General features: G+C 58.9%; 22 protein-coding genes. 5 read left to right on the top strand and 17 right to left on the bottom strand.

From position 1 onward, the window contains the following. Positions 1 to 12 precede the first annotated feature (12 nt). The 6 genes from ACZZ0G_RS16770 to ACZZ0G_RS16795 all read right to left on the bottom strand — a co-directional run bounded on the left by ACZZ0G_RS16770 (position 13) and on the right by ACZZ0G_RS16795 (position 5896). Positions 13 to 522: a DUF2165 family protein gene (locus ACZZ0G_RS16770; RefSeq protein WP_463556862.1), complete on the bottom strand. Its 510-nt coding sequence runs from the start codon at positions 520 to 522 to the stop codon at positions 13 to 15. Positions 523 to 670: 148 nt separating this feature from the next. Beyond that, positions 671 to 1645: a 2-hydroxyacid dehydrogenase gene (locus ACZZ0G_RS16775; RefSeq protein ID WP_463556863.1), complete on the bottom strand. Its 975-nt coding sequence runs from the start codon at positions 1643 to 1645 to the stop codon at positions 671 to 673. A gap of 970 nt (positions 1646 to 2615) precedes the next feature. Then, the gene (locus ACZZ0G_RS16780; RefSeq protein WP_463556864.1) at positions 2616 to 3077 is read right to left on the bottom strand and encodes a hypothetical protein; all 462 of its coding nucleotides are present in this window, start codon (positions 3075 to 3077) and stop codon (positions 2616 to 2618) included. A gap of 339 nt (positions 3078 to 3416) precedes the next feature. Then, on the bottom strand, positions 3417 to 3791 hold the full coding sequence (locus tag ACZZ0G_RS16785) for a DUF6124 family protein (RefSeq protein ID WP_463556865.1): 375 nt from the start codon (positions 3789 to 3791) through the stop codon (positions 3417 to 3419). A gap of 472 nt (positions 3792 to 4263) precedes the next feature. Next, a complete protein-coding gene (locus tag ACZZ0G_RS16790; protein WP_463556866.1) occupies positions 4264 to 4743 on the bottom strand; it encodes a hypothetical protein in 480 nt (159 codons plus the stop codon). A gap of 184 nt (positions 4744 to 4927) precedes the next feature. After that, positions 4928 to 5896 carry a LysR family transcriptional regulator gene (locus ACZZ0G_RS16795; protein ID WP_102900633.1) on the bottom strand — a complete coding sequence of 323 codons (969 nt, stop codon included), beginning with the start codon at positions 5894 to 5896 and terminating at the stop codon, positions 4928 to 4930. Positions 5897 to 6177: 281 nt separating this feature from the next. Between ACZZ0G_RS16795 and ACZZ0G_RS16800 the strand changes: the two genes are divergently transcribed. The 4 genes from ACZZ0G_RS16800 (at position 6178) to ACZZ0G_RS16815 (ending at position 11079) form a co-directional block, all read left to right on the top strand. After that, a complete protein-coding gene (locus tag ACZZ0G_RS16800) occupies positions 6178 to 7677 on the top strand; it encodes an efflux transporter outer membrane subunit (RefSeq protein ID WP_463556867.1) in 1500 nt (499 codons plus the stop codon). 142 nt (positions 7678 to 7819) lie between these two features. After that, on the top strand, positions 7820 to 10012 hold the full coding sequence (locus ACZZ0G_RS16805; RefSeq protein WP_463556868.1) for an FUSC family protein: 2193 nt from the start codon (positions 7820 to 7822) through the stop codon (positions 10010 to 10012). Next, positions 10002 to 10202: a DUF1656 domain-containing protein gene (locus ACZZ0G_RS16810; protein WP_007914106.1), complete on the top strand. Its 201-nt coding sequence runs from the start codon at positions 10002 to 10004 to the stop codon at positions 10200 to 10202. The genes ACZZ0G_RS16805 and ACZZ0G_RS16810 overlap by 11 nt, the downstream gene beginning before the upstream one ends. Before the next feature lie 10 nt (positions 10203 to 10212). Further along, positions 10213 to 11079, top strand: coding sequence for an efflux RND transporter periplasmic adaptor subunit (locus ACZZ0G_RS16815; RefSeq protein WP_463556869.1), 867 nt, complete (start codon positions 10213 to 10215; stop codon positions 11077 to 11079). Between the two features lie 121 nt (positions 11080 to 11200). Here the strand turns inward: ACZZ0G_RS16815 and ACZZ0G_RS16820 are convergent, their stop codons facing one another. Together ACZZ0G_RS16820 and ACZZ0G_RS16825 are read right to left on the bottom strand one after the other, a co-directional pair. Further along, positions 11201 to 11599 carry a DUF4440 domain-containing protein gene (locus ACZZ0G_RS16820; RefSeq protein ID WP_463556870.1) on the bottom strand — a complete coding sequence of 133 codons (399 nt, stop codon included), beginning with the start codon at positions 11597 to 11599 and terminating at the stop codon, positions 11201 to 11203. Beyond that, positions 11596 to 12966 carry an MFS transporter gene (locus ACZZ0G_RS16825; RefSeq protein ID WP_463556871.1) on the bottom strand — a complete coding sequence of 457 codons (1371 nt, stop codon included), beginning with the start codon at positions 12964 to 12966 and terminating at the stop codon, positions 11596 to 11598. The genes ACZZ0G_RS16820 and ACZZ0G_RS16825 overlap by 4 nt, the downstream gene beginning before the upstream one ends. A gap of 109 nt (positions 12967 to 13075) precedes the next feature. On the opposite strand from ACZZ0G_RS16825, the gene ACZZ0G_RS16830 reads away from it, so the two are divergent. Next, on the top strand, positions 13076 to 13957 hold the full coding sequence (locus ACZZ0G_RS16830; protein ID WP_463556872.1) for a LysR family transcriptional regulator: 882 nt from the start codon (positions 13076 to 13078) through the stop codon (positions 13955 to 13957). Positions 13958 to 14068: 111 nt separating this feature from the next. Here the strand turns inward: ACZZ0G_RS16830 and ACZZ0G_RS16835 are convergent, their stop codons facing one another. The 9 genes from ACZZ0G_RS16835 to algG form a co-directional block, all read right to left on the bottom strand. Next, positions 14069 to 14893 (bottom strand): SDR family oxidoreductase, encoded by an 825-nt coding sequence (locus ACZZ0G_RS16835; protein ID WP_463556873.1) that lies wholly within the window; start codon positions 14891 to 14893, stop codon positions 14069 to 14071. Between the two features lie 35 nt (positions 14894 to 14928). Continuing rightward, positions 14929 to 15393, bottom strand: a complete 465-nt coding sequence (locus ACZZ0G_RS16840; protein ID WP_463556874.1) for a multidrug transporter — start codon at positions 15391 to 15393, stop codon at positions 14929 to 14931. 266 nt (positions 15394 to 15659) lie between these two features. After that, entirely contained in the window at positions 15660 to 17111 is a 1452-nt protein-coding gene (locus ACZZ0G_RS16845; protein ID WP_463556875.1) for a mannose-1-phosphate guanylyltransferase/mannose-6-phosphate isomerase, read from the bottom strand. A 102-nt stretch (positions 17112 to 17213) separates the two neighbouring features. Next, on the bottom strand, positions 17214 to 17870 hold the full coding sequence (locus ACZZ0G_RS16850) for an alginate O-acetyltransferase AlgF (RefSeq protein ID WP_003221835.1): 657 nt from the start codon (positions 17868 to 17870) through the stop codon (positions 17214 to 17216). A 14-nt stretch (positions 17871 to 17884) separates the two neighbouring features. Then, positions 17885 to 19060, bottom strand: a complete 1176-nt coding sequence (locus tag ACZZ0G_RS16855) for an alginate O-acetyltransferase (protein ID WP_463556876.1) — start codon at positions 19058 to 19060, stop codon at positions 17885 to 17887. A 10-nt stretch (positions 19061 to 19070) separates the two neighbouring features. Beyond that, on the bottom strand, positions 19071 to 20636 hold the full coding sequence (locus ACZZ0G_RS16860; RefSeq protein WP_463556877.1) for an MBOAT family O-acyltransferase: 1566 nt from the start codon (positions 20634 to 20636) through the stop codon (positions 19071 to 19073). Positions 20637 to 21018: 382 nt separating this feature from the next. Next, positions 21019 to 22143 carry a mannuronate-specific alginate lyase gene (locus ACZZ0G_RS16865; RefSeq protein WP_463556878.1) on the bottom strand — a complete coding sequence of 375 codons (1125 nt, stop codon included), beginning with the start codon at positions 22141 to 22143 and terminating at the stop codon, positions 21019 to 21021. 8 nt (positions 22144 to 22151) lie between these two features. After that, complete coding sequence (locus ACZZ0G_RS16870) at positions 22152 to 23612, bottom strand: alginate O-acetyltransferase (RefSeq protein WP_273914216.1); 1461 nt, start codon at positions 23610 to 23612, stop codon at positions 22152 to 22154. A gap of 10 nt (positions 23613 to 23622) precedes the next feature. Continuing rightward, a complete protein-coding gene (gene algG / locus ACZZ0G_RS16875) occupies positions 23623 to 25209 on the bottom strand; it encodes a mannuronan 5-epimerase AlgG (RefSeq protein WP_463556879.1) in 1587 nt (528 codons plus the stop codon). Between the last annotated feature and the right edge of the window lie 18 nt (positions 25210 to 25227).

Raw genomic sequence — 25227 nt, forward strand, 5'->3', positions numbered from 1 at the left:
GAGCGCTGAACTTCAGCGCTCGACTTTCAATGTGATGTAAATCATTACCGGGAAGATGAAATCAACGATATGCCGCGCCCAGTCCTTGGCATTCCATGATTGCGAAGTGTCCATGTCAAACCATTCCACACCCACAGTTTGCAGGCACACGTAATAAATGAAGATGGCCGCGAGTATGCCCATGATCGAAAATTTCTTCGCCTCGTGGAATACTTCGGCGGGGGCGTTGATGTTGCGATAGAGCTGATAGGTGCCGATCAGGCACAACACGGTATACGTGACTTCCAGTGTGATGATGAACCAGTAGATCCGGTGATGAATCATCGGTGAATCGATGGCTCGGTACTTGATGGTTTCACTGGCGGTGGTGGTGTCCATGCTCAGGATATGCGCCACGTAAGTGTAGTTTGAATTGTAATCGGTGAAGTTGTGGATCATCACCAGCAGGCCAAAGAAACTGATGTAAGCCATCAATATGACTTTGCTGTAGCGGATAAGTTTGTCGGTAGTCAGGGTGTTCAAGATTTTAGCTCTCCATAGTGCTCGTCGATAATTCGAAAGCCAGTGAGAGCTTATAATGCTGTTGTTTGATTAGGTTTGTTGTTCAATTTCAAGTTGTGTATGGCAGTAACTAACGGGCAAGTGCAGTGTTGCACTTGCCCGTATTTTTTTATCCGCGCCAGACTTGCGGGTTGACCAGATCCTGCGGGCGTTCGCCGAGCAGGGCACTGCGCAGGTTGGCCAGAGCGCGATTGGCCATGGCTTCGCGGGTTTCGTTCGTGGCGGAGCCGATGTGCGGCAATGTCACGGCGTTTTTCAGCTGAAACAGAGGCGATTCGGCCAGCGGTTCTTTTTCGTAGACATCCAGACCAGCGCCACGTATGCGGTTGTTTTGCAGGGCTTCGATCAGCGCCGGTTCATCGACCACCGGGCCACGGGAGATGTTGACCAGAATCGCGCCGGGTTTCATCAGGGCCAGTTCGCGATGGCTGATCAGGTGGCGGGTCTTGTCGCTGAGCGGCACTACCAGGCAGACGAAATCGGCCTCGGCGAGCAGTTGATCGAGGCTGCGAAATTGCGCGCCGAGTTCCTGCTCCAGTTCGGTTTTGCGGCTGTTGCCGCTGTAGATGATTGGCATGTTGAAGCCGAAACGGCCACGGCGGGCGACAGCGGCACCGATGTTGCCCATGCCGACGATGCCGAGGGTTTTGCCGTGGACGTCACAGCCGAACAGCGGGGCGCCGACGCTGGCTTGCCATTGCCCGGCCTTGGTCCAGGCGTCGAGTTCGGCGACGCGGCGGGCGCTGCTCATGATCAGCGCGAAGGCGAGATCGGCGGTGCTTTCGGTGAGGACGTCGGGGGTGTTGGTGAGCATGATCCCGCGTTGGTTGAAGTAGTCGAGGTCGTAGTTGTCGTAGCCGACGGAGACGCTGGAGACCACTTCGAGTTTGGTGGCGGTTTCGAGTTGGGCCTGGCCGAGTTTGCGACCGACGCCGATGAGGCCGTGGGCGTGGGGCAGGGCTTCATTGAATTGGGCGTTGATGTCGCCGGCTTTTGGGTTGGGGACGATGACGTCGAATTCCTGTTGCAGGCGTTCGATCATTGGGGGCGTGATGCGGCTGAAGGCCAGGACAGTTTTTTTCATCGTTTTTGGCTCTTGTTCGGGCTTGATACCAAGCACGCTAACATTTTTGTTTTGGGGTGTCTTGGCGGCCTTTGGGCCGACCATGTTCTTGGGGGGCTGGGTGTATATCCGTTGCTGCGGTAACGGCGGCTTAGGGTTTCGCCCTGACGGCGACTCACTTTTTTGACAAACGCCTCAAAAAAGTAAGCAAAAAAACGCTTGCTCCTACGTGCGGCCCGCTCGCTGAGGCTCGGGGTTCCTTCGCTGCGGGATCGATCCGGGCGCAGCGTCTCCGGTTTGCTTCGCTGCACCTACTCCCGCTGTGTTTGGCTGCGCCAAACGGTCGCTGCGCTCCCACGCCCGGATCAATCCCTCCACTCAGCCTTCCGACGTCGCCCGTGGATCAAGATCAAGATCAAAAGCAGGCGAGCTGACACTCGGCCTATTGAGTGGTGAAGAGCGGGTGTTCGGCTTTTGATTTGCGTTTTGCTGCCCCTCACCCCAGCCCTCTCCCGAGGGAGCCGATGGTGGGCCTCTCAAAATTTGCGTTCAACTCGATATTCACGTCGGCGTATCTCTCGCAATCACCACGGTCAGTCCCCTCTCCCTCCGGGAGAGGGCTAGGGTGGCTTTTGATCTGATTCAGAATCTGAGTTCGACTCGGTATCGCACGTCGGCGTAACTCTCCCAAGCACCACGGTCAGTCCCCTCTCCCTCCGGGAGAGGGCTAGGGTGAGGGGCTTTTGATCTGATTCAGAATCTGAGTTCGACTCGGTATTTCACGTCGGCGTATCTCTCCCAAGCACCACGGTCAGTCCCCTCTCCCTTTGGGAGAGGGTTAGGGTGAGGGGCTTTTAGCTGTGTGCCGGGGATTGTGGGATTTACTGGTTATCCAGCACGCGGTTCACCGTTAGTTCGGCAAGAACCTCTAGCGGATACCCGCTCTTGCCTCCACTTGAGTCAGGCCTTGCAATCTGAGCGGCCAGTGCCTTCACCCCTCGATAATCTCAAGGCCTTGGACATCAATCTGACCATCATGAATCTGGTGCTCCTTATTATTATTGTCGAAGTCCTTAAAGGTGAAGTTGAAAGTGGCTTTGAAAATGCCCTTGGCAATGTCGAACTCTTTTACCTCAATTAATCCCGCATCTTTAATGCTGGTATAGCCTTTGGTGTGATTGTGTTCCGTATACGAAAAGCTGAACGGGCACGGAAATTCCTCCGTGAAGAAATGTCTTCCTTTCTTGATTGTTGCAGCAAATAACAAGTCAATCGTAAATGAAGTGCTCGATGATTTTTGATAAGTGGTCTTTAATGCCACCAACTCTCCATCACTCACAAAGATGTTGGGTCTTCCTTCAAATTGGCCCGTGAAATAGTCTTTGATTCTGGCATTCACAAAACCGGTGCCTGACTTTTTACGTCCTTCAAGTGTGTCTTTTGTAATGGTCATGTCTTACTCCTTTTAAGTTCAGAGGGACTACACCGACATTGTTCGCTTGAAATAGATAAAAAGGTACTGTCAGATCTGACAGGTGGGCTATGCCATTTGGCTATTGTCGGCTCTTCAACCATAACTCTTCAGACTTGATTAATTCCGTCAAAGTTGAATCTTCGTCCGTCGGCGGACGACGGGGCGGATGCTCACCCCAGCCCTCTGCCAAGGGAAAGGGAGCCAATTTTTAGGCTTTTCAGATTCTGAATTCGACTCGGTATTTCACGTCGGCGTACCTCCTTAAAACACCTCGGTCAGTCCCCTCTCCCTGCGGGAGAGGGTTAGGGTGAGGGGCTTTTAGCTATGAGATGGGGATTGGGAGATTTCGTGGTTATCCAGCACGCGATTCACCGCCAGTTCGGCGAGCATGATGATCTGCTGAATCGCCAGAATCGTGCGCCGTTGCGGCAGGTCGATGTAGGCGGCGATGTCGCTGGTCATCACGCTGGCCTGGGCCAGTGATTCGCAGGCGTGGACCAGCAGGCTTTCGCTGTCCTGATCGGGAGCGACCTGGAACATGGTGCTGGGTTTGTGGAAGCCCAGGGTGAGGGCGTTGGGTTTGAGGTAGTGATCGAGGGCGCGGTCGGCGGCTTCGTGGAATTTCTTCGAACCGGGGAATTCGTAGGGGGTGGTGTCGTCGGTTTCGGGCGGATTAGGCGTTGGTTTGAACATGGTGAAACTCCATTCGGGATGTGGAGTTCGTCACGTACTACGACCAAGCAGTAGGGTGGCGAACTGTACGCGGGTTGGTCGACCAGGGAATGGAAACCCGGCAGGGCCGAAGCCCTCCCACGCACAGTTCGCCATTAAGCAAGCTGAAAAAGTGCGCCATTCTAAACCCGGACGACCAAGTCCGGTCGCTGATTCGTCAGCGACACCAAAATCCTAGCCACCGCACTTCCGACGGATAACCTGCAAAACCTGTTGGAAACTTCCGCGAAATCCCTGTTTTTGTAGGCTCTGCCGTAGGCTGCGATCCGTTGATTTTTAAACAGCAAGATCAAAAGATCGCAGCCTGCGGCAGCTCCTAGAGGTGAGGCGTTTTGTTTAGGAGACGGTTGGGGCGATGAAGAGAGCCGTGGGTCAAAAGTCTGCGCGGCGAAGAGAGTCAGCTTTTGCTCTTCTGCCACAGGCCGCGGCAGATTCAGAGCGAAATACTGTCCCGCCCTTTGATGGAGAACGTACCACCATTGACCTCCAGTTCCTTACCTTCAGCGCCAGCAGATTTGAACTGAAAGCTCCCCTTGTACAGTTCTTGATCATGATCAAAGCTCAAGGTGATGGAACCTGTATCAGCACTGTAGGTTTCAAAGCGGATATGGGTCTCCACTTGCCATATCTTCCAAAAAGTCGCACAGACCTTTTTATCTTCGAAGTTATAGGTGCCGCTCGAGATGTCGGGTGGGAACACTATTTCAATGCCGCGCTCGATTTCGTTTCCATTTGCATCGGTAGTGAGCTGTACCGTGTTTAAAGACAAGTGCAGTTTGTTGTCGGTGGTGTAGTGGTCGTAGGCGAAGCCTAAGTTTTGCGAGGTGAAGTCCAGATCACCCGATATGCGGGCCGTCATACGACCGATGCTGGGAGAGGTCTTGATAATGGGAAACTGATGCCTGGTGAACATGATGAACTCCTTGGCCTTGATCGTTCCTTGAACCAGACAAGGTCTGGCGACGTTTTCAAGCTAGGAGTGAGGGGGAGCACTGTCAACTGTCAGAGTTGACAGTTGACAGTAGAGAAGAATTGACCGTCAGAGGGGCTGCCAAAGCCAATTGCACCCGTTCAGCAACATCGGCAGAGCGCTTCATTCAGTTGGCAACACGCACACCAGCAAGACTGCCGCTTAATTCGTAAGCGGCCAATTCGGCCTGATGCGCCGCCAATATCTCCGGCAACGACCCACGCAAATACTCAACCCACGTCTTGATCTTCGCATCCAGATATTGCCGCGAAGGGTAGATCGCATACAGGTTCAGCTCTTGCGAGCGGTAGTTCGGCATGACCCGCACCAGTGTGCCGTTACGCAAACCTTCGATCGCCGCATACACAGGTAACACGCCGACGCCCATGCCGCTGGTGATCGCGGTTTTCATCGCGTCGGCGGAGTTCACCAGAAACGGCGAGCTGTTGATGGTGACCATTTCCTGGCCTTCCGGGCCGTCGAAGGCCCATTTTTCCAGGGGAATCACCGGGCTGACCAGGCGCAGGCAGGCGTGGTTGAGCAGGTCGCTGGGCTTTTGCGCGGCACCGTTGGCTTTCACGTAGGCCGGTGAGGCGCAGACGATGCTGTAGGTGATGCCCAGCCGTTGTGACACAAAACCCGAGTCCGGCAATTCGCTGGCGAGCACGATGGACACGTCGTAGCCCTCGTCGAGCAGGTCCGGCACGCGGTTGGCCAGGGTCAGATCAAAGGTGACGTCCGGGTGGGTTTTGCGGTAGCGGGCGATGGCGTCGATGACGAAGTGCTGGCCGATACCGGTCATGGTGTGCACTTTCAATTGCCCGGCCGGGCGCGCGTGGGCGTCGCTGGCTTCGGCTTCGGCCTCTTCGACGTAGGCCAGAATCTGCTCGCAGCGCAGCAGGTAGCGTTTGCCCGCTTCGGTGAGGGCAATGCGCCGCGTGGTGCGGTTGAGCAAGCGGGTTTGCAGGTGGGCTTCCAGGTTGGAGACCGCGCGCGAGACGTTGGCGGTGGTGGTGTCGAGTTGCACGGCGGCGGCAGTGAAGCTGCCGGCTTCGGCGACACAACTGAAGGCGCGCATGTTTTGCAAAGTGTCCATGGGGTGCTCTCAAGGGAGATGGCAAATTGTGACACGAAGTTTCAGGGGCGAGACCCCCGACCAAGGGATTATCTCGTTAACCGTAACAAAGATTCACAGAAATCCCAGCTTATCGCCGTACAGGGCCTTCCCTAGAATTGCGCCGATCCCTGTAGGCGCTGCCGCAGGCTGCGATCTCTTTTGATTTTGGTTTAAGGGAATCAAGGTCAAAAGATCGCAGCCTGCGGCAGCACCTACCGAGAACAAGCCCCGCCTTATCCTCTTCTCAGGAATTCGCAGCTGTGCCGCGTCGCATCAACAGAGCGCTTTTGCCGCTCAGTGTTCTGGCTTTTACCTTGGGTCTTGGCGGCTGCATCTCAACGGACGGAATCGCCCCACGGGGCAAGGCAATGGAGGCCAATACACTGGCCACCGACGACGCCATCGCCCACGCCGCCCGCGACGCCAACTGGCCCACCGCTCAATGGTGGCAAGCCTACGGCGACCCACAACTCAATCGCTGGATCGACCTCGCTGTGCACGGCAGCCCGACTATGGCTATGGCCGCCGCGCGAGTACGCCAGGCGAAAGCCATGGCCGGTGTCGCCGAATCCGCCGAGTCATTGCAGATCAATGGCGAGTCGACACTCAAGCGGCACAACTGGCCGACCGATCAGTTCTACGGCCCGGGCGAGTTGGCCAACACCACGACGTGGGACAACAACGCCGCGCTCGGTTTCAGCTACGCCCTCGACCTCTGGGGCCGCGAAAGCAACGTCAGCGAACGTGCAGTGGATCTGGCGCACATGAGCGCCGCCGAAGCGCGATTGGCGCAGCTGGAATTGCAGAACAACATCGTGCGCGCCTATATCGAACTGTCGCTGCATTACGCGCAGCGCGATATCGTCGCGGCGACGCTCAAACAGCAACAGCAAATTCTCGACCTCGCGCAGAAGCGTTTGAATGGCGGGATCGGCACGCATTTCGAAGTCAGTCAGGCCGAAACACCGCTGCCGGAAACCCATCGGCAAATCGATGCGCTGGATGAAGAGATTGCCCTCAGTCGCAATCAGCTCGCCGCATTGGCCGGTAAAGGACCGGGCGAGGCCGCGCAGTTGCAGCGTCCGACTTTATCCCTCGGTGCGGCGTTGAAACTGCCGTCGGCGTTGCCCGCCGAACTGCTCGGTCAGCGTCCGGACGTGGTCGCCAGTCGCTGGCAAGTGGCGGCGCAGGCTCGTGGAATCGATGTGGCGCACGCAGGGTTTTATCCCAACGTCGATCTGGTCGGCAGCCTTGGCTACATGGCCACCGGCGGTGGCGCGCTGGAGTTTTTGACCGGCAAGAAACTCAACTACAACGTCGGCCCGGCGATCTCGCTGCCGATCTTCGACGGTGGCCGACTGCGTGCCGAATTGGGTGAAGCCTCCGCCGGTTATGACATCGCCGTGGCGCATTACAACCAGACGCTGGTGAATGCGCTGAAGAACATCTCCGACCAGTTGATCCGCCGTGAGTCGATGGACAAGCAGCAAGGTTTTGCCGCCGAGTCGGTGGCCACGGCGCAGAAGACTTACGACATCGCGATGATCGCTTATCAGCGTGGGCTTACCGATTACCTCAACGTGCTCAATGCGCAGACATTGCTGTTCAAGCAACAGCAAGTGCAGCAGCAGGTGCAGGCGGCGCGGTTGAGTGCGCATGCCGAACTGGTGACCGCGTTGGGCGGTGGCCTCGGGGCTGGCAACGATGTACCGACGGCCGAGAAAACCCAAGCACCGAAAACCCCGACCCTCCTGCGTTGAACACACAACCCAATGTGGGAGCGAGCCTGCTCGCGAAAGCGGTTTATCTATCGACATCGATGTTGAATATGAAAACGCATTCGCGAGCAGGCTCGCTCCCACAGGTTCTGCGACCAGACCGAATCTCATTGAGCACATTTGAATGACTCCCTTGCCCGCACCTCTGCGCTGGCTCTACTCCCTGGAATGGCGCCGCGGTTTCTTCGACTGGGCGCGCAGCGATGGCGTGACCTGGGTCTACATCTTCAAGGTGTTGATCGCGGCTTTCCTCACGCTGTGGCTGGCCATGCGTCTGGAATTGCCGCAACCACGCACGGCGATGATTACCGTGTTCATTGTCATGCAGCCGCAGAGCGGTCAGGTGTTCGCCAAGAGTTTCTATCGTTTCCTCGGCACCTTGGCCGGGTCAGCGATGATGGTGACGCTGATCGCATTGTTTGCGCAGAACACCGAACTGTTCCTTGGCTCGCTGGCGATCTGGGTCGGCATCTGCTCTGCCGGTGCTGCGCGCTGCCGCAACTTCCGCGCCTACGGTTTTGTTCTCGCCGGTTACACCGCAGCGATGGTTGGTTTGCCGGCCTTGGCGCATCCGGACGGCGCTTTCATGGCTGCCGTTTGGCGGGTGCTGGAGATCTCTTTGGGAATTCTCTGCTCAACCCTGATCAGCGCCGCGATCCTCCCGCAAACCGCCAGCGCCGCCATGCGCAACGCCTTGTATCAGCGTTTCGGTGTGTTCGCATTGTTCGTCACTGATGGCCTGCGCGGACGCAGCAAAGCCGAGTCTTTCGAGGCCAACAACGTGCGCTTCATCGCCGAAGCCGTAGGCCTCGAAGGTCTGCGCAGCGTGACCGTGTTTGAAGACCCGCACATGCGCCGGCGCAATGGTCGACTGAGTCGTTTGAACAGCGAGTTCATGGGCATCACCACCCGGTTCAACGCCCTGCATCAATTGCTCGAACGCCTGCGCGTTAATGGCGAGGAACATGTGGTCGCGGCGATCAGACCGGGCCTGCAGGATCTCGCCGAAGTGCTCGACGGCTTCAGCGGTCGCGCCCTGACCAGCCCCGACGCCGCCCGTTTGGCGACCGCGCTGGCAATCTACAAGGAAGGCCTGGCGGCACGGGTTCGAAGCTTGCGAGCCATCTTCCAGGAAACCGATCCAAGCGATGCCGAGCAACTGGATTTCCACACCGCCTACGAATTGCTCTATCGGTTCGTCGATGATCTGCACAGTTATGCACAGACCCACGCTTCCCTGGCTGATCACCGCCACGAACGCGAGCGCTGGGACGAGCCGTTCACCCCGCAAACCAACTGGTGGGCAGCCGCTGCATCGGGTATTCGCGCCTCGTTCATTCTTATTGTGCTGGGCAGTTACTGGGTCGCCACGGCATGGCCAAGTGGCGCGACGATGACCCTGATCGCCGCCGCCACCGTGGGCCTTTCCGCCGCCACGCCGAACCCGAAACGCATGGCTTTTCAAATGGCTTGCGGCACGTTCCTCGGTGCGCTGATCGGCTTCGTCGAGATGTTTTTCATCTTCCCGTGGATCGATGGTTTCCCGCTGCTGTGCGTGATGCTCGCGCCGGTGATCGTGCTTGGCTCGTTCCTCACCTCGCGCCCGCAATACGCCGGTGTCGGCCTCGGTTTACTGATCTTTTTCAGCACCGGTTCAGTGCCGGACAACCTGACGATCTACAACCCCTACACCTTTATCAACGACTACATCGCCATGGTCATGGGCATGCTGGTCTGCGCGGCGGCGGGGGCGATTATTCTGCCGCCGAACAGTCGCTGGTTGTGGAAACGGCTGGAGCAGGATCTGCGCGGGCAAGTGGTTTATGCGATCAGCGGCAAACTCAAAGGCCTGGCCTCAAGTTTCGAGAGCCGCACCCGCGATTTGCTGCATCAGGCCTACGGTCTCGCGGCCGGTCAGCCGAAGGTGCAGAAGAACTTGTTGCGCTGGATGTTCGTGGTGCTTGAAGTGGGCCACGCGATCATCGAGTTGCGCAAGGAACAGGCGATTTTGCCGGTACACCCGGCCTATGCCGAATCACAGCCGTGGCGCCAGGCAATCCGCGTGATGGGCCGCGCGTTGGTGCGGCTGTTTCTGCAACCGAACTCCAGCAATCTCGAGCGCGCACTGGTCGCGGTCGATCATGCAATCAGCCGTGTCGCTGCCACCGATGAACCGTTCGCGCCGCACTTCGATACCTCCGCATTGCGTCGGGTGAAGAGCTATCTGCACTTCATCCGCACTTCGCTGCTCGACCCGCAATCACCGCTTGCCGCGTTCGCCATCGCCAAGCCCGAAGGACTTGCCCATGCCTCGTGAAATCGCTTTCCACGGCGTGTACATGCCGACCATGACCCTGATGTTTTTCATCGCTGCGGCACTGGCCTGGGCGGTGGATCGATTCCTGTCCGGGTTTGATCTGTACCGCTTTTTCTGGCACCCGGCGCTGCTGCGTCTGAGTCTGTTTACCTGTCTGTTCGGCGCCATGGCGCTGACTGTCTACCGTTGAGAACGATCTGATGAAAAAGTTTTTCAGCCTGCTCGCGACCCTGCTGGTGCTGGCCCTGGCGCTGTGGATCGGCCGCACGTTGTGGCAGCACTACATGAACACGCCGTGGACCCGCGACGGTCGCGTGCGTGCCGACATCATCAATGTCGCCGCCGACGTCACCGGCGAAGTGATTGACGTGCCGGTGCGCGACAACCAATTGGTCAAGAAGGGCGATTTGCTCATGCAGATCGACCCCGAGCACTACCGCATCGCGGTCAAACAAGCGCAGTCGCTGGTCGCCTCGCGCAAGTCAACGTGGGAGATGCGCAAGGTCAACGCCCATCGCCGCGCCGATCTCGACAACCTGGTGATCTCCAAGGAAAACCGCGACGACGCCAGCAACATCGCCGACGCCGCGCTGGCCGATTACCAACATGCGCAAGCGCAACTGGAAGCCGCCGAACTCAACCTGAAACGCACCGAAGTGCGTGCGGCGGTCGACGGTTACGTGACCAACCTCAATGTGCATCGCGGTGATTACGCGCGCATCGGCGAGGCGAAAATGGCCGTGGTCGACATGAACTCGTTCTGGGTCTACGGCTTCTTCGAAGAGACCAAACTGCCCCACGTGAAAGTCGGCGATAAGGCCGACATGCAGTTGATGAGCGGCGAAGTCTTGAAGGGCCACGTGGAGAGCATCTCGCGCGGCATCTATGACCGCGACAACCCGGAAAGCCGCGAGCTGATTGCCGATGTGAACCCGACGTTCAATTGGGTGCGGTTGGCGCAACGGGTGCCGGTGCGGATTCATATTGATGAAGTGCCGGAGGGTGTTCTTTTGGCGGCGGGGATTACTTGCACGGTGGTGGTGAATCAGAGCGCTGTGGACAACTGACAGACCGTGTCGCTCCCATTCGCGAGCAGGCTCGCTCCCACAGAGGTCATGCATTCCAAATGTGGGAGCGAGCTTGCTCGCGAATGAGGGCGACTCGGTATTTCAGGAGACTACCGCGCAATCACTCAGCGCAAAACGTCTCCTGCAAATGCAGCCACAACACCCGCCCGGATTCGAGCTTTTCAAACACCACGGTCGCACGCCGATCCGTTTTCACACCGCTCGCATCGCTCTGCTGTTCGCGGTAACTCACGGTCGCGCCGCGCTGATGCAAGGCAATCACACGTAATTCACTGAGCTGGATTCGGAAACCTTTCTTCTGTCCCCCGGCGGCTCGAAACAGCAGGCGCAAGGCGTCGACATCCAGCGCTCGGCCTGACGGCGTCACCATGGAAAAACGTGGCGAAAAACGCCCCAGCAAGTGCTGCAGCGCGGCGTTCTCTTCTTCTACGGCAAACCATCGTTCGATGGCTTCGTGCGCCTGGATCACTTCGTCCAGGTAGGGCGTGGCGTCGTTCATGCAGTTTTTTCCTCAAGGGCAGGTGGGTTCAATAGCGCGAGCACGTGGGTCGAGTTGAAACGCAGGACGGCGACCATTGGCAACAGGGTCAGCAGCGCGGCGGCGATAAAGCACTCATGGAAACCGTTACCACCCAACGCGCCCAACAGCGAACTGAGCAGTGCCGCCGCGAGACAGAAACCGAGTTGGCGATTGATGTTCCACAGGGCGCTGGAGTGGCCCATTTTTTCTGGCGCGATGCCGACAAACGCCAAGGTCTGCGCGGTGACGCTGCACAGGCTGCCGCCCAACCCCATCAGGGCATAGGCGACGATCAGCGGTGTGCTCGCCGGTTGTTCGATGCGCATCAGCAAAACGATGCCCAGGCATTGCAGGAGCATGCCGGCGCTCAGTAATGGTTTGGGGCCGAGGCGGTTGAAGCAGCGTTTGCCGAGCGTGATCGCCACCCCCGAACCGATTGCCCACGGCAGCATCAGCGCGCCGGTTTGCGCCGCGCCGGTACCGAGGTTGTGCAGGTACAACACGGCAATCATGTGGGTGCCGGTGAACACCCCCGGCACGCACAGGTAGATCAGCATTGCCAAGCGCAGTGACGGATTCTTGAACAGTTGCAGATCGAGGATCGCGCCGGGTTTGCGCCAGCCATCGCGAAGGTAAATGCCCAGGATTACAAGGCTCAGCAGCAGGGCAAAGATGCCGAGGGTTCGGGTGTCGGCGTCGCTCAACAGACTGATGGCGATCAACACTAAACTTAGCGCCGAGGCTGCCAGCAGCAGGCCGCGCGCGTCCAGCGGCGGGCGTTCAGTCAACGGTTGATCGGCTTTCAGCCAGAGCAGGCCCAGCCCGAATGCCAGCAGCGTCACCGGAAGATTCAAGTAGAAAATCCAGCGCCACGACAGGGCCTGAACGATCAGTCCACCGGCCGCCGGTGACAGTGCCGGCACCAGCAGCGCCACCAGCAACACCACACCGGTGAAGTGCGCGCGTTGCGTCGCGGGGAATTGTCGATACGCCAAGGCCTGGCCCACCGGCAGCAGCAGTCCGCCACCGAGGCCTTGCAGCAGTCGCCAGGCAATCAGGCTTTCAATCGATCCCGCCTGCGCCACCAGTGCCGAGCCAATCCCGAACAACAACAGCGAAGCAAGAATCAGTCGCCGCTCACCGACCCGTGTCGCCAGCCACACGCTCAGCGGAATGATCAGTGTCAGGCCGAGCATGTAGGCGTTGCTGATCCACGCCAATTGCGTCACCGAGGCGTGCAATTGTTGCGCGATGTCGGGGTAGGCAATGCTGGCGACGAACATGTTCAGCAGGTCGAGCGCAAAGCCCAACAAATACACCAGCGCGACTTTCGAGCGATAAGCCATGGCAGCTTCCCTGTAATGAGACGTGCAGGGTAGGGCGCTTCTGGTCATAGGAAAACGCTGGTTTGGCTGCTAGTTTGTCAAAATTATTTTGACAAGGAGCGCCGGGGATATGGTCAGCCTGGATCGTTTTGACACCTTCAAAGCCGTGGTCGAGGCAGGATCCCTCACGGCCGCAGCCGACACGTTGGGGCAGACGCGCGCCGTGGTCAGCTTCAACCTCAAGCGCCTGGAGGAGGAATTGGGCGTGACCTTGCTTACGCGCAACACTCGACAACTAGCGCTGACCGATGCCGGTGAGCGCTTTTATCGCCGCTGCCTGCGCACGCTGGATGAGGCGCGGCTGGCGATCGAAGAGGCGCGTTCGGAGCACGCACAGCTCAAGGGCACACTGCGTATCACCACGACGGTCGAGTTTGCCTTGGCTCAGGTGGTGCCGGCGCTTGAGGTGTTTCGCCAGCAGCAACCGCAGTTGAACATTCATTTGTCGACGTCTTCGACCCATGCCGATCTGATTTCCGAGCGCTTTGACATGGCGATTCGGCTGGGGCGCATGCACGACTCCAATCTGCGTGCGGTGCAGTTGTCGACGTTCGAGGTGTTTGCCGTGGCGGCGCCGGAGTTGGTCGCACGCTTTGCACCGGTTGCCACGTTGGCAACCCTGGAATCGATGCCGACGTTAGGGCATGGGCGGGTGCCGGAAATGACCGTGAGCGATCCGGCCGGTAAAGAGCATTTCTATCAGCCAAAACCGGGAACCACCGCGATCGTTGCGGATAACTCGGCGACGCTGCGGGCCTTTGCATTGACCGGGCAAGGCGTGGCGATACTGCCGCAATGGTTGATTCAGGATGATCTGGAGGCCGGGCGGTTACAGCGTTTGCTGGTGGATTACCGGTTTGCGCAGCAGGGGGTGTATGCACTGTACCCGGACACCCGGCATTTGCCGCTGAAGGTGCGGGCGTTCATTGATTTCATGAAGGGCTGGGGCTGAGCGTTGGCTGATCTGGCCTCTTCGCGAGCAGGCTCGCTCCCACATGGGTTCTCTGTCATGCAGAAGATCCCCTGTGGGAGCGAGCCTGCTCGCGAAAGCGTCAACCCGGTCTCAGAGCTTTGCGCGCAATCCAAACCGCTTCATCAACGTCGATTCCAGCAAACCCTTGGGCAACAACGTCGCCAGCAACGGCAACGCCCGGCTGCCATTACCAATCCGGATCAGCCGTGGCGGTTTGCTCTGCTGCACAGCCTTGAGCAACACAGCCGCAAACTCACTGGCCGGGGTCGGCTTGTCCTGCGACGCCTTGGCCCTTGCCCGGATGCCTTCGCGCAGTGGAAACCACGGTGATTGTTCATTGATCAACTGCTCGGCTTCATGCCCGGCGTTCTTGGCAAAACTCGACTGGATCGCCCCCGGTTGCACTTCCATCACGCGAATGCCGAACGGCGCCAGTTCCATGCGCAGTGCGTCGCTCAAGGCATGCACCGCCGCTTTTGAAGCGCAATAGGCGCCGGCAAACGGTGTGACCAGCACGCCGGACACACTGCCGATATTCACCACCAGACCTTTTGCCCGACGCAGCACCGGAAACAGCGCCCGCGTGACACCGACAATCGAAAATACATTGGTCTCGAACTGCCGTTGCATTGCCGGTACACCGCCATCGAGCAACGGCCCCATGGCGCCATAACCGGCGTTGTTGATCAGCACATCGAGGCCGCCGTGTTGCTGGTTGATCCGCTCGCCAAGTTGCTCCAGCGCCGCACTGTCGTTGACGTCGAGTTGCACGGCGGTGAACCCGGCTGATGCCAGCAGCGCCACGTCTTCAGCCTTGCGCGCACTGGCCCAGACTTCGTAACCGGCGGCTTTGAACGCATCGGCGAGGGCGCGGCCGATGCCGCTGGAACAACCGGTAATCAACGCAACGGGCATGGCGCATTCCTTGTGCAACAGAATGGGGAAGGGGATCAGTCGGAGAAGCTACCCTGCAAGCGCTCGGCGCGAAACTCCAGGGTTTGCGGGCGATAACCGGGACGCAGCGGCGGCATCGGCAGGCAGTCTTCCCACTCGCCACCGGCCTGCAATTCGCCGGGACCGCGATAGCGCGGGGCGGTGTATTGGTTGTCGGCCAGATTGACCGTGTCACCCGGCGCATAGGCTGCAATGCGCCAGCGCAGTTCGGTCAGGGGCACGTCGTTGCCGTTTTTCATTTTCAGTTGCAGCGGACGATCAGCCGGGCATTGTTCTGGAACGTAGGCGATGCGCATCTCAAGGCGCGCCAGTTGCTTGATCTCGCGGTTGTCCAGCCACACCACCCACATGGCCACAAAGCCCAGGCCAATCGCCGCCGCCACCGAAACCGGCAAGGCCTTGGCCGGATAGCGCAACAGCAGGATTAGCCAGGTGATGACCAGCAGAATGCCGATGAACATGCGCACAACCTCGAGGAGAGAGAGGGTCATCCTACCTAAGCGCAGGTGAGGTTGGCGATGGGCATCGGGACTTGCGGTGTCTGATCGGGCCTCTTCGCGAGCAGGCCCGCTCCCACAGGGGAATGCATTTCAAGTGTGGGAGCGAGCCTGCTCGCGAAGAGGCCCTTTCAGGCGACACAGAATCAGGACAAAAAAAGCCCCCACCCAACCCGCTGCGGATAGGGGACGCAACGGGCTGGACGGGGGCTTCTTGTTTTATCGATCAGTTACTGCGCGATGGTTTTAACCGACACGCCGCGCTCGATCGGGGTGGAGCGACCGTAGATATCTTCGAAGCGCTCGATATCGTCTTCACCCAAATACGAACCCGACTGCACTTCGATGATTTCCAGCGGGATCTTGCCCGGGTTGCGCAGGCGGTGTACCGAGGCGATCGGGATGTAGGTCGACTGGTTTTCGCAGAGCAGGAACACGTTTTCATCGCAGGTCACTTCAGCGGTGCCGCTGACCACGATCCAGTGTTCGGCGCGGTGGTGGTGCATCTGCAGCGACAGGCACGCGCCCGGTTTTACCGAGATGTGCTTGACCTGGAAACGCCCGCCCATGTCCACCGAGTCATATGAGCCCCACGGACGATAGACCTCGCAGTGGTTCTGGGTTTCGCTGCGGCCCTGCTCGTTGAGCGTGTTGACCATCTGCTTGACGCCTTGGACCGAGTCCTTGTGGGCAATCATCATGGCGTCTTTGGTTTCGACCACAACGATGTTTTCCAGACCGATCACCGACACCAGTTTGCCGTTGCCGTGGATCATGCAGTTCTTGCTGTCCTGAATCACCACATCGCCTTTGCTGACGTTGCCATTGGCGTCTTTCTCGTTGACTTCCCACAACGACGACCAGCAACCGACATCGCTCCAGCCGGCGGTCAACGGCACGACGCAGGCGCGCTGGGTTTTTTCCATGACGGAGTAGTCGATGGAATTGTCCGGGCAGCAGGCGAAGGTGGCTTCGTCGAAGGTCACGGTGTCGTTGTCCTGCTGGCTGCGTTCGAGGGTCAGCAAGCAGGTGTCGTAGATGTCCGGGTCATGCTTTTTCAGCTCTTCGAGGAAGCGGCTGGCGCGGAACAGGAACATGCCGCTGTTCCAGTAGTAACCGCCGGACTGCACGTATTCGGTGGCGCGTTTGACGTCAGGTTTTTCGACGAAGTGCGAGACGCGGCTGACGCCTTCCGGCAGCAGCGAATCGCCGGTGGATTTGATGTAGCCGTAACCGGTTTCCGGTTTGGTCGCCGGTACGCCGAACAGCACCATTTCGCCGTTTTCGGCAGCGACGGTGGCGAGGGCGAGGGCGCGTTGCAGGGCTTTCTGGTCTTCCAGCACGTGGTCGGCCGGTAGCACCAGCATCAGTTCGTCACGGCCTTCATTGACCAGCATCATCGCGGTCAGCGCCACGGCCGGCGCGGTGTTGCGGCCGAACGGTTCCATGAGGATGCGCTGGCATTCGAGGTTACGATTGGCCAACTGCTCGTTGACGATAAAGCGGTGATCCTTGTTGCAGACCACGATCGGGGTGTCCATGCCTTCGAACACCAGGCGTTCGAGAGTCTGCTGGAACAGCGTGTGTTCGCCGGTCAGGGCGAGGAATTGCTTAGGGAACTGCTTACGCGAAAGCGGCCAAAGACGTGAACCGCTACCACCTGACAAGATCACCGGAATCATATTGTTTACTCCATAAAATGCAGTTGAGAGCTGCAAGCTGCAAGTGGCGAGTTAGAAGCACTTCACTTGCAGCTTGAGGCTTGTAGCTGATAGCTCGAGCGATTAGCGAGTCGATACCGGGCGTTTTACCCAGACTGGCGACAGGCTGCTGCCGCTGCCGGTGACGTACAGCACCGCCGCTTCACCGCGCTCCAGGGCGACCGGTTTTACGTCGCCGACTTTCTTGTCACCTTCGTACAGCGCCAGGCTGACTTTCACCGGGTTGATTTCACGTTCGCCACGGCCCTTGGCGGCCACGTTCGGCACCACGTCGGTCTTGCCGTCGGCGGTCTTCAGGGTCAGCGGCTTGTCGCTGAGGTTCTGCACGCGCACCAGGGATTTCTGCTTGTTCTTGAACGGCGGTTCTTCGATCAGTTGCGGCGCGCCGGAAGCGTTGTTGACCAGGGTGTAGTAGTGGTCGCCAGCGAGTTTCACCGGCAGGGTCTGGCTGCCGACCTTGGCGCTGTAATCACCGCCCGGCATAAAGCTGAAGTCGCTGCTGGCCAGTGGCGCAACGTCGCTCAGGTTGGTGCTGCCGACAGTGGCGCTGACTTCAGCGTTGCTGGCGTTGTAGACACGCACGAAGGTCGAGCCTTTCGGTGCGGTCGGGCCGTAAAGTGCAGCGTCGCCACCGGCGAAAGCTTGAACCGACAGCACGCTCAAACCTGCAACCAGTGCAATGCGTTTTGCGAGACGACGAGGAGTAGTAGTGAAAGTCATGGTGTACCTCTCTTTCAGTTTTGCGCCCGATCGGGCGTCTCGGATTTAGTGTTGATTGCTACGTTTTGTTGGCGCGCGCCGGCTTGTTTAAGCTCTGCGACCCACTGCGGGTCGGCGTCGCCGATTTCGTTGTTCACAGGCAGATATCGTTCAGGAAACTCCCAGATCAGCACCTGTGGCGGGCTGTTCTTGAAGTCATCGCTTTTCAGGTAGCTGAGCATCGGCAGGATCGGGCCGTGGCCGTCTTCGGCGTAGCTCACCACGTCGCTGTGCAGCGCTTGTTTCAGGGCACCGACGAAGTTCCAGTTGGGGTTGGCGCTGTAGCTGGTGCCGACCAGTGCCACCGGCACTTCATTGCTGGCGAACAGCGCGTCGTCACCGGCAGGCTGATCGCCAGCCGCGACGGTGTTGCGCTTTTGCAGTGGCTCTTGCGCCGGCATCAGGTTTTCAAACAGCGGATCGAGCGGCAGGAACAAGCGCAGATCACCCTTGTGCGTGACCTTTTCCGCTGGCGTGGTAACGAAGCGCTGCGGCTCGCCGCTGAGCGGGAACTTGTCGGCGATGGTTTTCGCCAGGGTGTTCGCCGCGATCTCCGCGCCTTCCGGCGTCCAGTGCGTATCGGTGCGCAGGAACACTTGCTGACCACTTTGCTTGGCCTGTTGGAACGGCTTGAGCAAGTCAGGGGCGAGGATCTTGTCGGCGGCTACACGAGCATGGAAATCCTGATAGAGATTTTCGTGAATGCTCGCCGGTTTCACTTCACCCAGATGCTCCGGGTACAGACGAACCTTGGCCGGCACGATCGCCATCACCAGTTTCACGCCTTTGTCTTTCAGGGTCTGGCGCACGCCTTCGACCAGCGCGTAGTTGCCTTGCAGGTTCAGCTCTTCGTTGACGATCGGGTTGAATTCCTCATCGCTGTACAACCACTGATCGCGACCGAGCACCACGCCCGGACGACCTTCGTTGAACAGTTTGAAATCCAGCGCGGCCCAGAGGTTGGTGCCCAGACGCTTGATCGGGAATTCATCGTCGTAGTGCGTTTCCACAGCCTTGGTCCAGCGACCGTTGAGCACCGTCGCATCGGCATTGGTGCTGAAGCCGAAGAAGCTGCGAACCGACCACAGACCCAAGACCAACAGGGTCACCAGGAACAGGGCAATGTAGAAGATGCGTAATGAGCGGGTCATGTCAGATCCCTCAGAACTGGAAGTAAAGGAACGGCGAGAAGCTTTGCGCCGAGAGTTTGAGAATCGAGGCGATGAACAGCAGCAGGATCAGGCCGCGCATCACATAGCGCGACCAGTCCGCGCTCCAGTAGGCCGGTTGCACCTGGGCTTCGACGCCGACGGTGTAGCCAGGCTCGTGGATGCTCGCCGGGTTTTCGCCAGGCGCTGCCTTGATCATTCCCGGAGTCGCGGTGGCAGGGCCGTTGGCCTCGACGTTGACTTCAGGTTTGCTCTTGGCTGGCGGCTGGTTGGTGTACAGATCGCGCAGGCCGAAGAACGCCAGCGTCACGTACGCCACAACCAGAGTCGCCACTTGCAGACCGGTGAGGCTGGCTTGATTGAGTTCCGACAGCGACCAGTCGCCGAAGCTGAACATCGCGCCGTACATGCGCCCGGCAACGTGCAGGTTTTCGGCACGGAAGATCACCCAGCCCATGACCACGAGCAGGAAGGTCAGCGCCCAGCGGATCGGGTTGAGGCTGCGCGGCGAGGTGTTCAGGCCCAGCGCTTTTTCAATCGCCAGCCACATGCCGTGCCAGGCGCCCCAGACGATGTACGTGATGTTCGCGCCGTGCCACAGACCACCGAGGAGCATGGTCAGGAACAGGTTGCGATAGGTCATCAGCGTGCCTTTACGGTTACCGCCGAGGGTGATGTACAGATAGTCACGCAGCCAGGTCGACAGGCTGATGTGCCAGCGGCGCCAGAACTCGGTGATCGACTGGCTGATGTACGGCTGTTTGAAGTTTTCCATGAAGCGGAAACCCATCATCAAGCCCAGACCAATCGCCATGTCGCTGTAACCGGAGAAGTCGAAATACAGCTGCGCGGTGTACGCCAGCGCGCCGAGCCACGCGTCACCGGTGGTCGGGTTTTGCAGGGCGAAACAATGGTCAGCGACCACCGCGAGGGTGTCGGCGATAAAGACCTTTTTGATGAAACCCTGCATGAACCGTGTGCAGCCCTCGGAGAACTTGTCGAGGGTGTGCGTGCGGTTGTTGAACTGGTCGGCGAGGTCGCGGAAACGCAGAACCGGGCCGGCAATCAAGTGCGGGAAGATCGCTACGAAGGCGGCGAAGTCGATCAGGTTGCGCGTGGCCGGGGTGTCGCCGCGATACACGTCGATGATGTAGCTGATCGATTCGAAAATGTAGAACGAGATACCGATCGGCAGCAGCACGTGGGTCAGGATGAACGGCTCAAGTCCGACCGAGGTCATAATCGCGTTGATGCTGTCGACGCCGAAGTTGGCGTACTTGAAGTAGCCGAGGATGCACAGGTCGACTGCGACACCGAGCAACAGCCAGCGCTGCGCCGGTTTGGTTCTGACACCGGCGGCACCGACTTTTAGGCCGATCCAGTAGTTCCACAGCGTGACCGCAGCGAACAGCGCGAGGAAGTCCACACGCCACCAGGCGTAGAACACGTAGCTGGCGATCAGCAGCAGCAAATTGCGATAGCGTTGCCCGCTCAAGTAGTACAAGCCGAGAAAGATCGGCAAGAACAGAAACAGGAACACGTTGGATGAAAATACCATCCCGATCTCTCCATGTTTGAACCAACAGTCAAGGGCCAAAGCCCCCCCAAACCCCCCGTGGTCGTGGAGGGGTGATGCGTGTCTGCTTGAGGTTTCGGGGAGGCCTTCAGACCGCGCCCCTCACCCCCCGCCCTCTCCCGGAGGGAGAGGGAGCCTGATCTCCATGGTTCTCAAAAATGGAGATCGACCCGGTATTTCTGTGCAGCCTGATCTCGATTGTTTTTCAACACCTGAGATCGGCCCGGTATTTCTGTGCAGCCTGATCTCGGTTGTTTTTCAACGCCTGAGATCAACTCGATATTTCATTTCGGCGTAACTCGCACAGCCACCTCGATCAGTCCCCTCTCCCTCCGGGAGAGGGTTAGGGTGAGGGGCTTTTGCTTCATGAGCCTTTGTTGCCCTTTTCATGCGACGGGTCATAGACCTTGGTCAGATCCCCACCGAGGCGGAAAGTCTTGAACGGCTGCATGCCGTGCTTCTTCTCGATCACATCAGGCGCACAGGTGTAGAGCGTGCAGAACGGTTCGAGCCAGGCGAATTTCATGTCCTCTTTCAAATCGGTCATGTCCTGCTCTTTGCCGTTCTTCTTCTCGAATTCATCCGGGTCTTTCACCCCCGACAACACCCGATCTCCGAGACGCTTCAGCGCACCGTTGTTTTCCTGACGCAAATCGACCCCGTTGACCTGGGCAAAACTGGCGATCATCGCCAGCGGCGGCAGGGCGTAGTTGTGATAGGCGAGGGCGCGTTGCTGGCGCTTGAGTTCGTTCGGCAGGAAACCGTCGGCATCGACTTGATTGACGCCGACCTTGTATTCCTTCACCGCCCAGTCAAACAGATCGCGGCGGTTGGTCGCGACCGACGTCGCCATCACCGACCATGCGGCCCAGTACGAGTGGTTGTTGGTTTTTTCCAGCGGCAGGTTGTCCCAATCGCTGACGACCTGATCGGCCATTTTGCTGAACCACGCCTCGATCACCTGCGCTTCCTGCTGATGCTGCGCCAGCGGATGCGAGTCGGAGAACTTCAGGCGAATGTACGAAGAGGCCATGCTGCCCAGCGCCCATTTGCGCATCGACTTGCCGGTGTGGTTGAAGTCTTTCGACATCAGTGCATCCGCCCGAGCCCAAGTAGCCAGCCAGTTCAGCGTGCAGTCGAGCTGTTCCGGACGACCGTCGCGCATGAACTGCATCACCCGTTTGGCGGTGCCGCGTTCCAGCGTGGTGATGTCTTTGGTGGTGTCGCGGAAGGCTTTTTCCGACTTCACGTTCAGTGTCGCGCGGGCCTTGTCCGAACCTTCGTATTTGCTGCGAAATTGCAGCGGCCCGGTGTACGGCGTCGGCATCGCATCGCAGCCTTCGCTTTTGTCACCGGTCTTGAATTTATCCACAGGCGCGAAATAGCCCTGGGGTGGACGCAGTGGCGCGGCGGCCTGAGTCGCCCCGGCGAACATCGCCAGGCTCAGCAGCGTCGGCGCTAAAAGAGTTTTCAGTTTCGAGTTTCGCATAGCAGACCTCATTGCCCGACCTGAGCGGTTTGTTGCCCAGCGCCCGGGAATACGTTGCGTTTGCAGATTTTCGCTTCGACTTTCTGCGGCGCGGTGCCCGCTTCCGGGCCCTGGACTTCGACTGCCAGCAAGTTTTGCGAGGCCCAGTCTTCGTCCGTGCGCAGCTCAAAGGCGAAACGACCGTCGGTGTCGGAGGTTTCCGGTTTCTCGATCTTGATGTCCTCGTGGCGACCGTTCATGTACCAGAGGGTGGCTTGCAGGGTTTTCACCGAAGGGTCGGCGAAGCGGATGTCGACCTGATGGCTGCTGTTCTGCAGGTTCAGGTTCTTGCTGTTGACCAGCAGTTCTTGTTTGCTGCCCGGCTTGAGCGTGGTGCTCGCGGACATTTGCGCGTCTTTGCCTTCGCAGCCGTTGTCGAGAAGGGACATCATCTGGCGATAGATGGTTTCCTGGTCGAGGCGGTACAGCGGCGAGAATTCCCAGATAAGAATCTTCGGCGGAGTCTTCTGGAATTCGTCGCTGCCCAGGTACTGCAACATCGAACCTTCCAGACCGCCGCCAGGGAAGGCGACGTTGAGAATGTCGGCGCCGATGGCTTCTTCGAGGAAGCCGGCGAAGTTGTAGTTCTTGCCGCTGTGCGAAGTACCGACGAGGGTGATTTGCGGGTTGCCGGAATCACCGAACAGGTCGCCATCACCCGCTTCGCCCTTAGGCTCGGTGGTGAACTGATCCATGTACTGGATCGCGTAACTGGTGCCGCAGAGTTGCCCGGCCATGTTGTGCAGAGTGCCGGTCTTGCCCATGCGCCCGGAGCGTTTGGTTTCGAATTCACGCTTGGGCACGTCGGCGAAGGCCGGGATCTGCTTGACCTTCTCGGCGACGATTTTCGCCGTGCGCTGTGCACCGTATGGCGTCCAGTGTTGGTCGCCGCGGAAGTAGAAATCGTGGGCGGGCAGGGTGTCCGGCAGAGATTCGTTGGTCAGCGGCGACAGGTCCGGCACGACGTAACCCATTTTGGCGAAACGGCCGAGCATGGTCTTGTAGTTGCCCAGCGCTTTCTCGTAATCGAACGCGGCTTTTTCCTGCGGGTTGAGCTTGTTGCGATTCACCAGACCACGGGTTGGCTGATAAACAATCACCAGTTCGACGCCTTTGGCTTTGAACGCATCGTGCAGTTGTTGCAGACGTTTGTAGCCGGCGGGGGTGGTGTTGAACTCGGTGCGCAAATCTTCCTGAGTCCGGAACAGCCAGTCGCCTTGCGCCTGCACCAGCGTGGTGAAGTTCTGCTGATAACGCGTGGTGTAGTTCTTCGCGTCATGCGCCGCCGGGCACAGGTTGCAGCACGGTTCGGCGCTGAACTTTGGCGGCGTGGCGGCAGCGCCTTCATCGGCACGGGCGCCGTTGCTGGCCGCGAGAATGCCCACGGTCAGGGCCGACAGGCTGAGTAATTTGATCAAGTGTGGGTGCATAAAATTATCCTCAGTCCTGCATTTCGGTCTGGCGTTCGACAGGGTCGATCAGCACGGCTTTCTGCTGGCGCACCAGCAGGTCGAGAATTTCATCCTGGCGCTCGCCGAGGATGCCGTTGAAGCTGATGCCGCTGGATTTGGTCGGCGCCAGCATCGACACGCGATACAGCTCGACACTCAACGGTGAATCGATCGACAGCGGGCCGCTGCCATTGGCCGCCAGTTCACCGCCAACGACGATCAGCGACACTTGCGCATCGAACGGGTCGAGTTTGATGTCACGGTCGGTGTCGCTCAGGTCCTTGATGTGGCCGTAAACGCCGGTCAGGCCGTTGGCCATGGCGACGTTTTCGTAGAGGCGGATGTTCACGCTGTTACGAATACGGATGCCGTGGCGCTTGTTGCTGATGACCTTGTTGCCCCACAGCAAATTGTCGGCGGACTCATAGAGGGTGATGCCGTCGGTGTGGTTCTTGTAGATCTCGTTGTAGGCAATGATGTTGTTGACGCTGTTACGGTCGATCACCAGGCCCGAGAGGTGGTTGTCGAAGCTCTTGTTGTTGAAGATGAAGCTGTCGTTGACCTCACGGGAAATAATGATCCCGTGCTTCTTCTTCGTGCCGTGCACAGTGTTCTCGGCAATGATCAGGCCGTGGGAACGGTCGTGCGGGTCGATGCCGTAGACGATGTTGTCTTTGTAGGTGTTGCCCTTGACCACGAAGTCGCGGGTCTCGTAGCAGTAGAAGCCGTACCACATGTCAGAGAACTCGGAGCCGACGATCCAGCCGGTCGGCTCAGGGCGCTTGAGCACCTTGGCCATGTTCGGCGTGTACTGGGAAATACTCACGCCGTACGACTTACTGTTGGCGTAGCCGAAGCTGGCCATCTTGCTGTTGACGATGTAGGTCTCGGTGCCGCCCCAGGCGAGCAGGAACGGACGGAATTCCTTCGGCGAACGGAAGGTTGCCGGGCCGTTGTCCTTTTCGCGCCAGCCAGTGATCTTGGTGTCACGCACGAAGAGCTGACCGTCGTTGACCAGGAATGAGCCGGCTTCTTGCGACAGGCGCAATTCCTGGGTCTGGCCATCGATTTCGAGGATGCCTTTACGACCGACAACGATCGGCAGCTTCGACAGATACACGCCCGGCGAGGTCTCGCTGAAATACTGCTTGGGCAGTTTCTGCGCCAGATCCTTGAGGTTCATGTAGCCGTCGTCGACGAAGATCGCCTGCGGGATACCGTGCTGACGCACTACCCATTCGGCCATCTTGTTGTCGCCGCCGATGAAGTCCTTCAGCGCGTCTTCCTGCATCATCCGGCGCACGCTGATCTTGCCCGGTTTGCTGCGGACGATCTTCGCCGCAGCGGCTTCGGCGGTGAAGCCGGAGAGGTCGGGCAGTTTTGGCGCGGCCAGATTCAGCGCGTCGGTCGGCGCGCTGCTGACGGTGTAGGTCTTTGCCTGTTGCAGTTCTTTGGCCACGGTGGCCGGCTTGGCCGGTTGCGGCGCCGTCGGCTCCACGTTGGCGAAGGCGCCGGCGCTGGCCAGCAGCATCGCGCCGGCCAGCAGGCTGAGTGAGCCTATCCTGGTGCTGATCATGTCGGGCACTCCCTTGGC

The organism is Pseudomonas sp. AC169 (genome assembly GCF_979258515.1).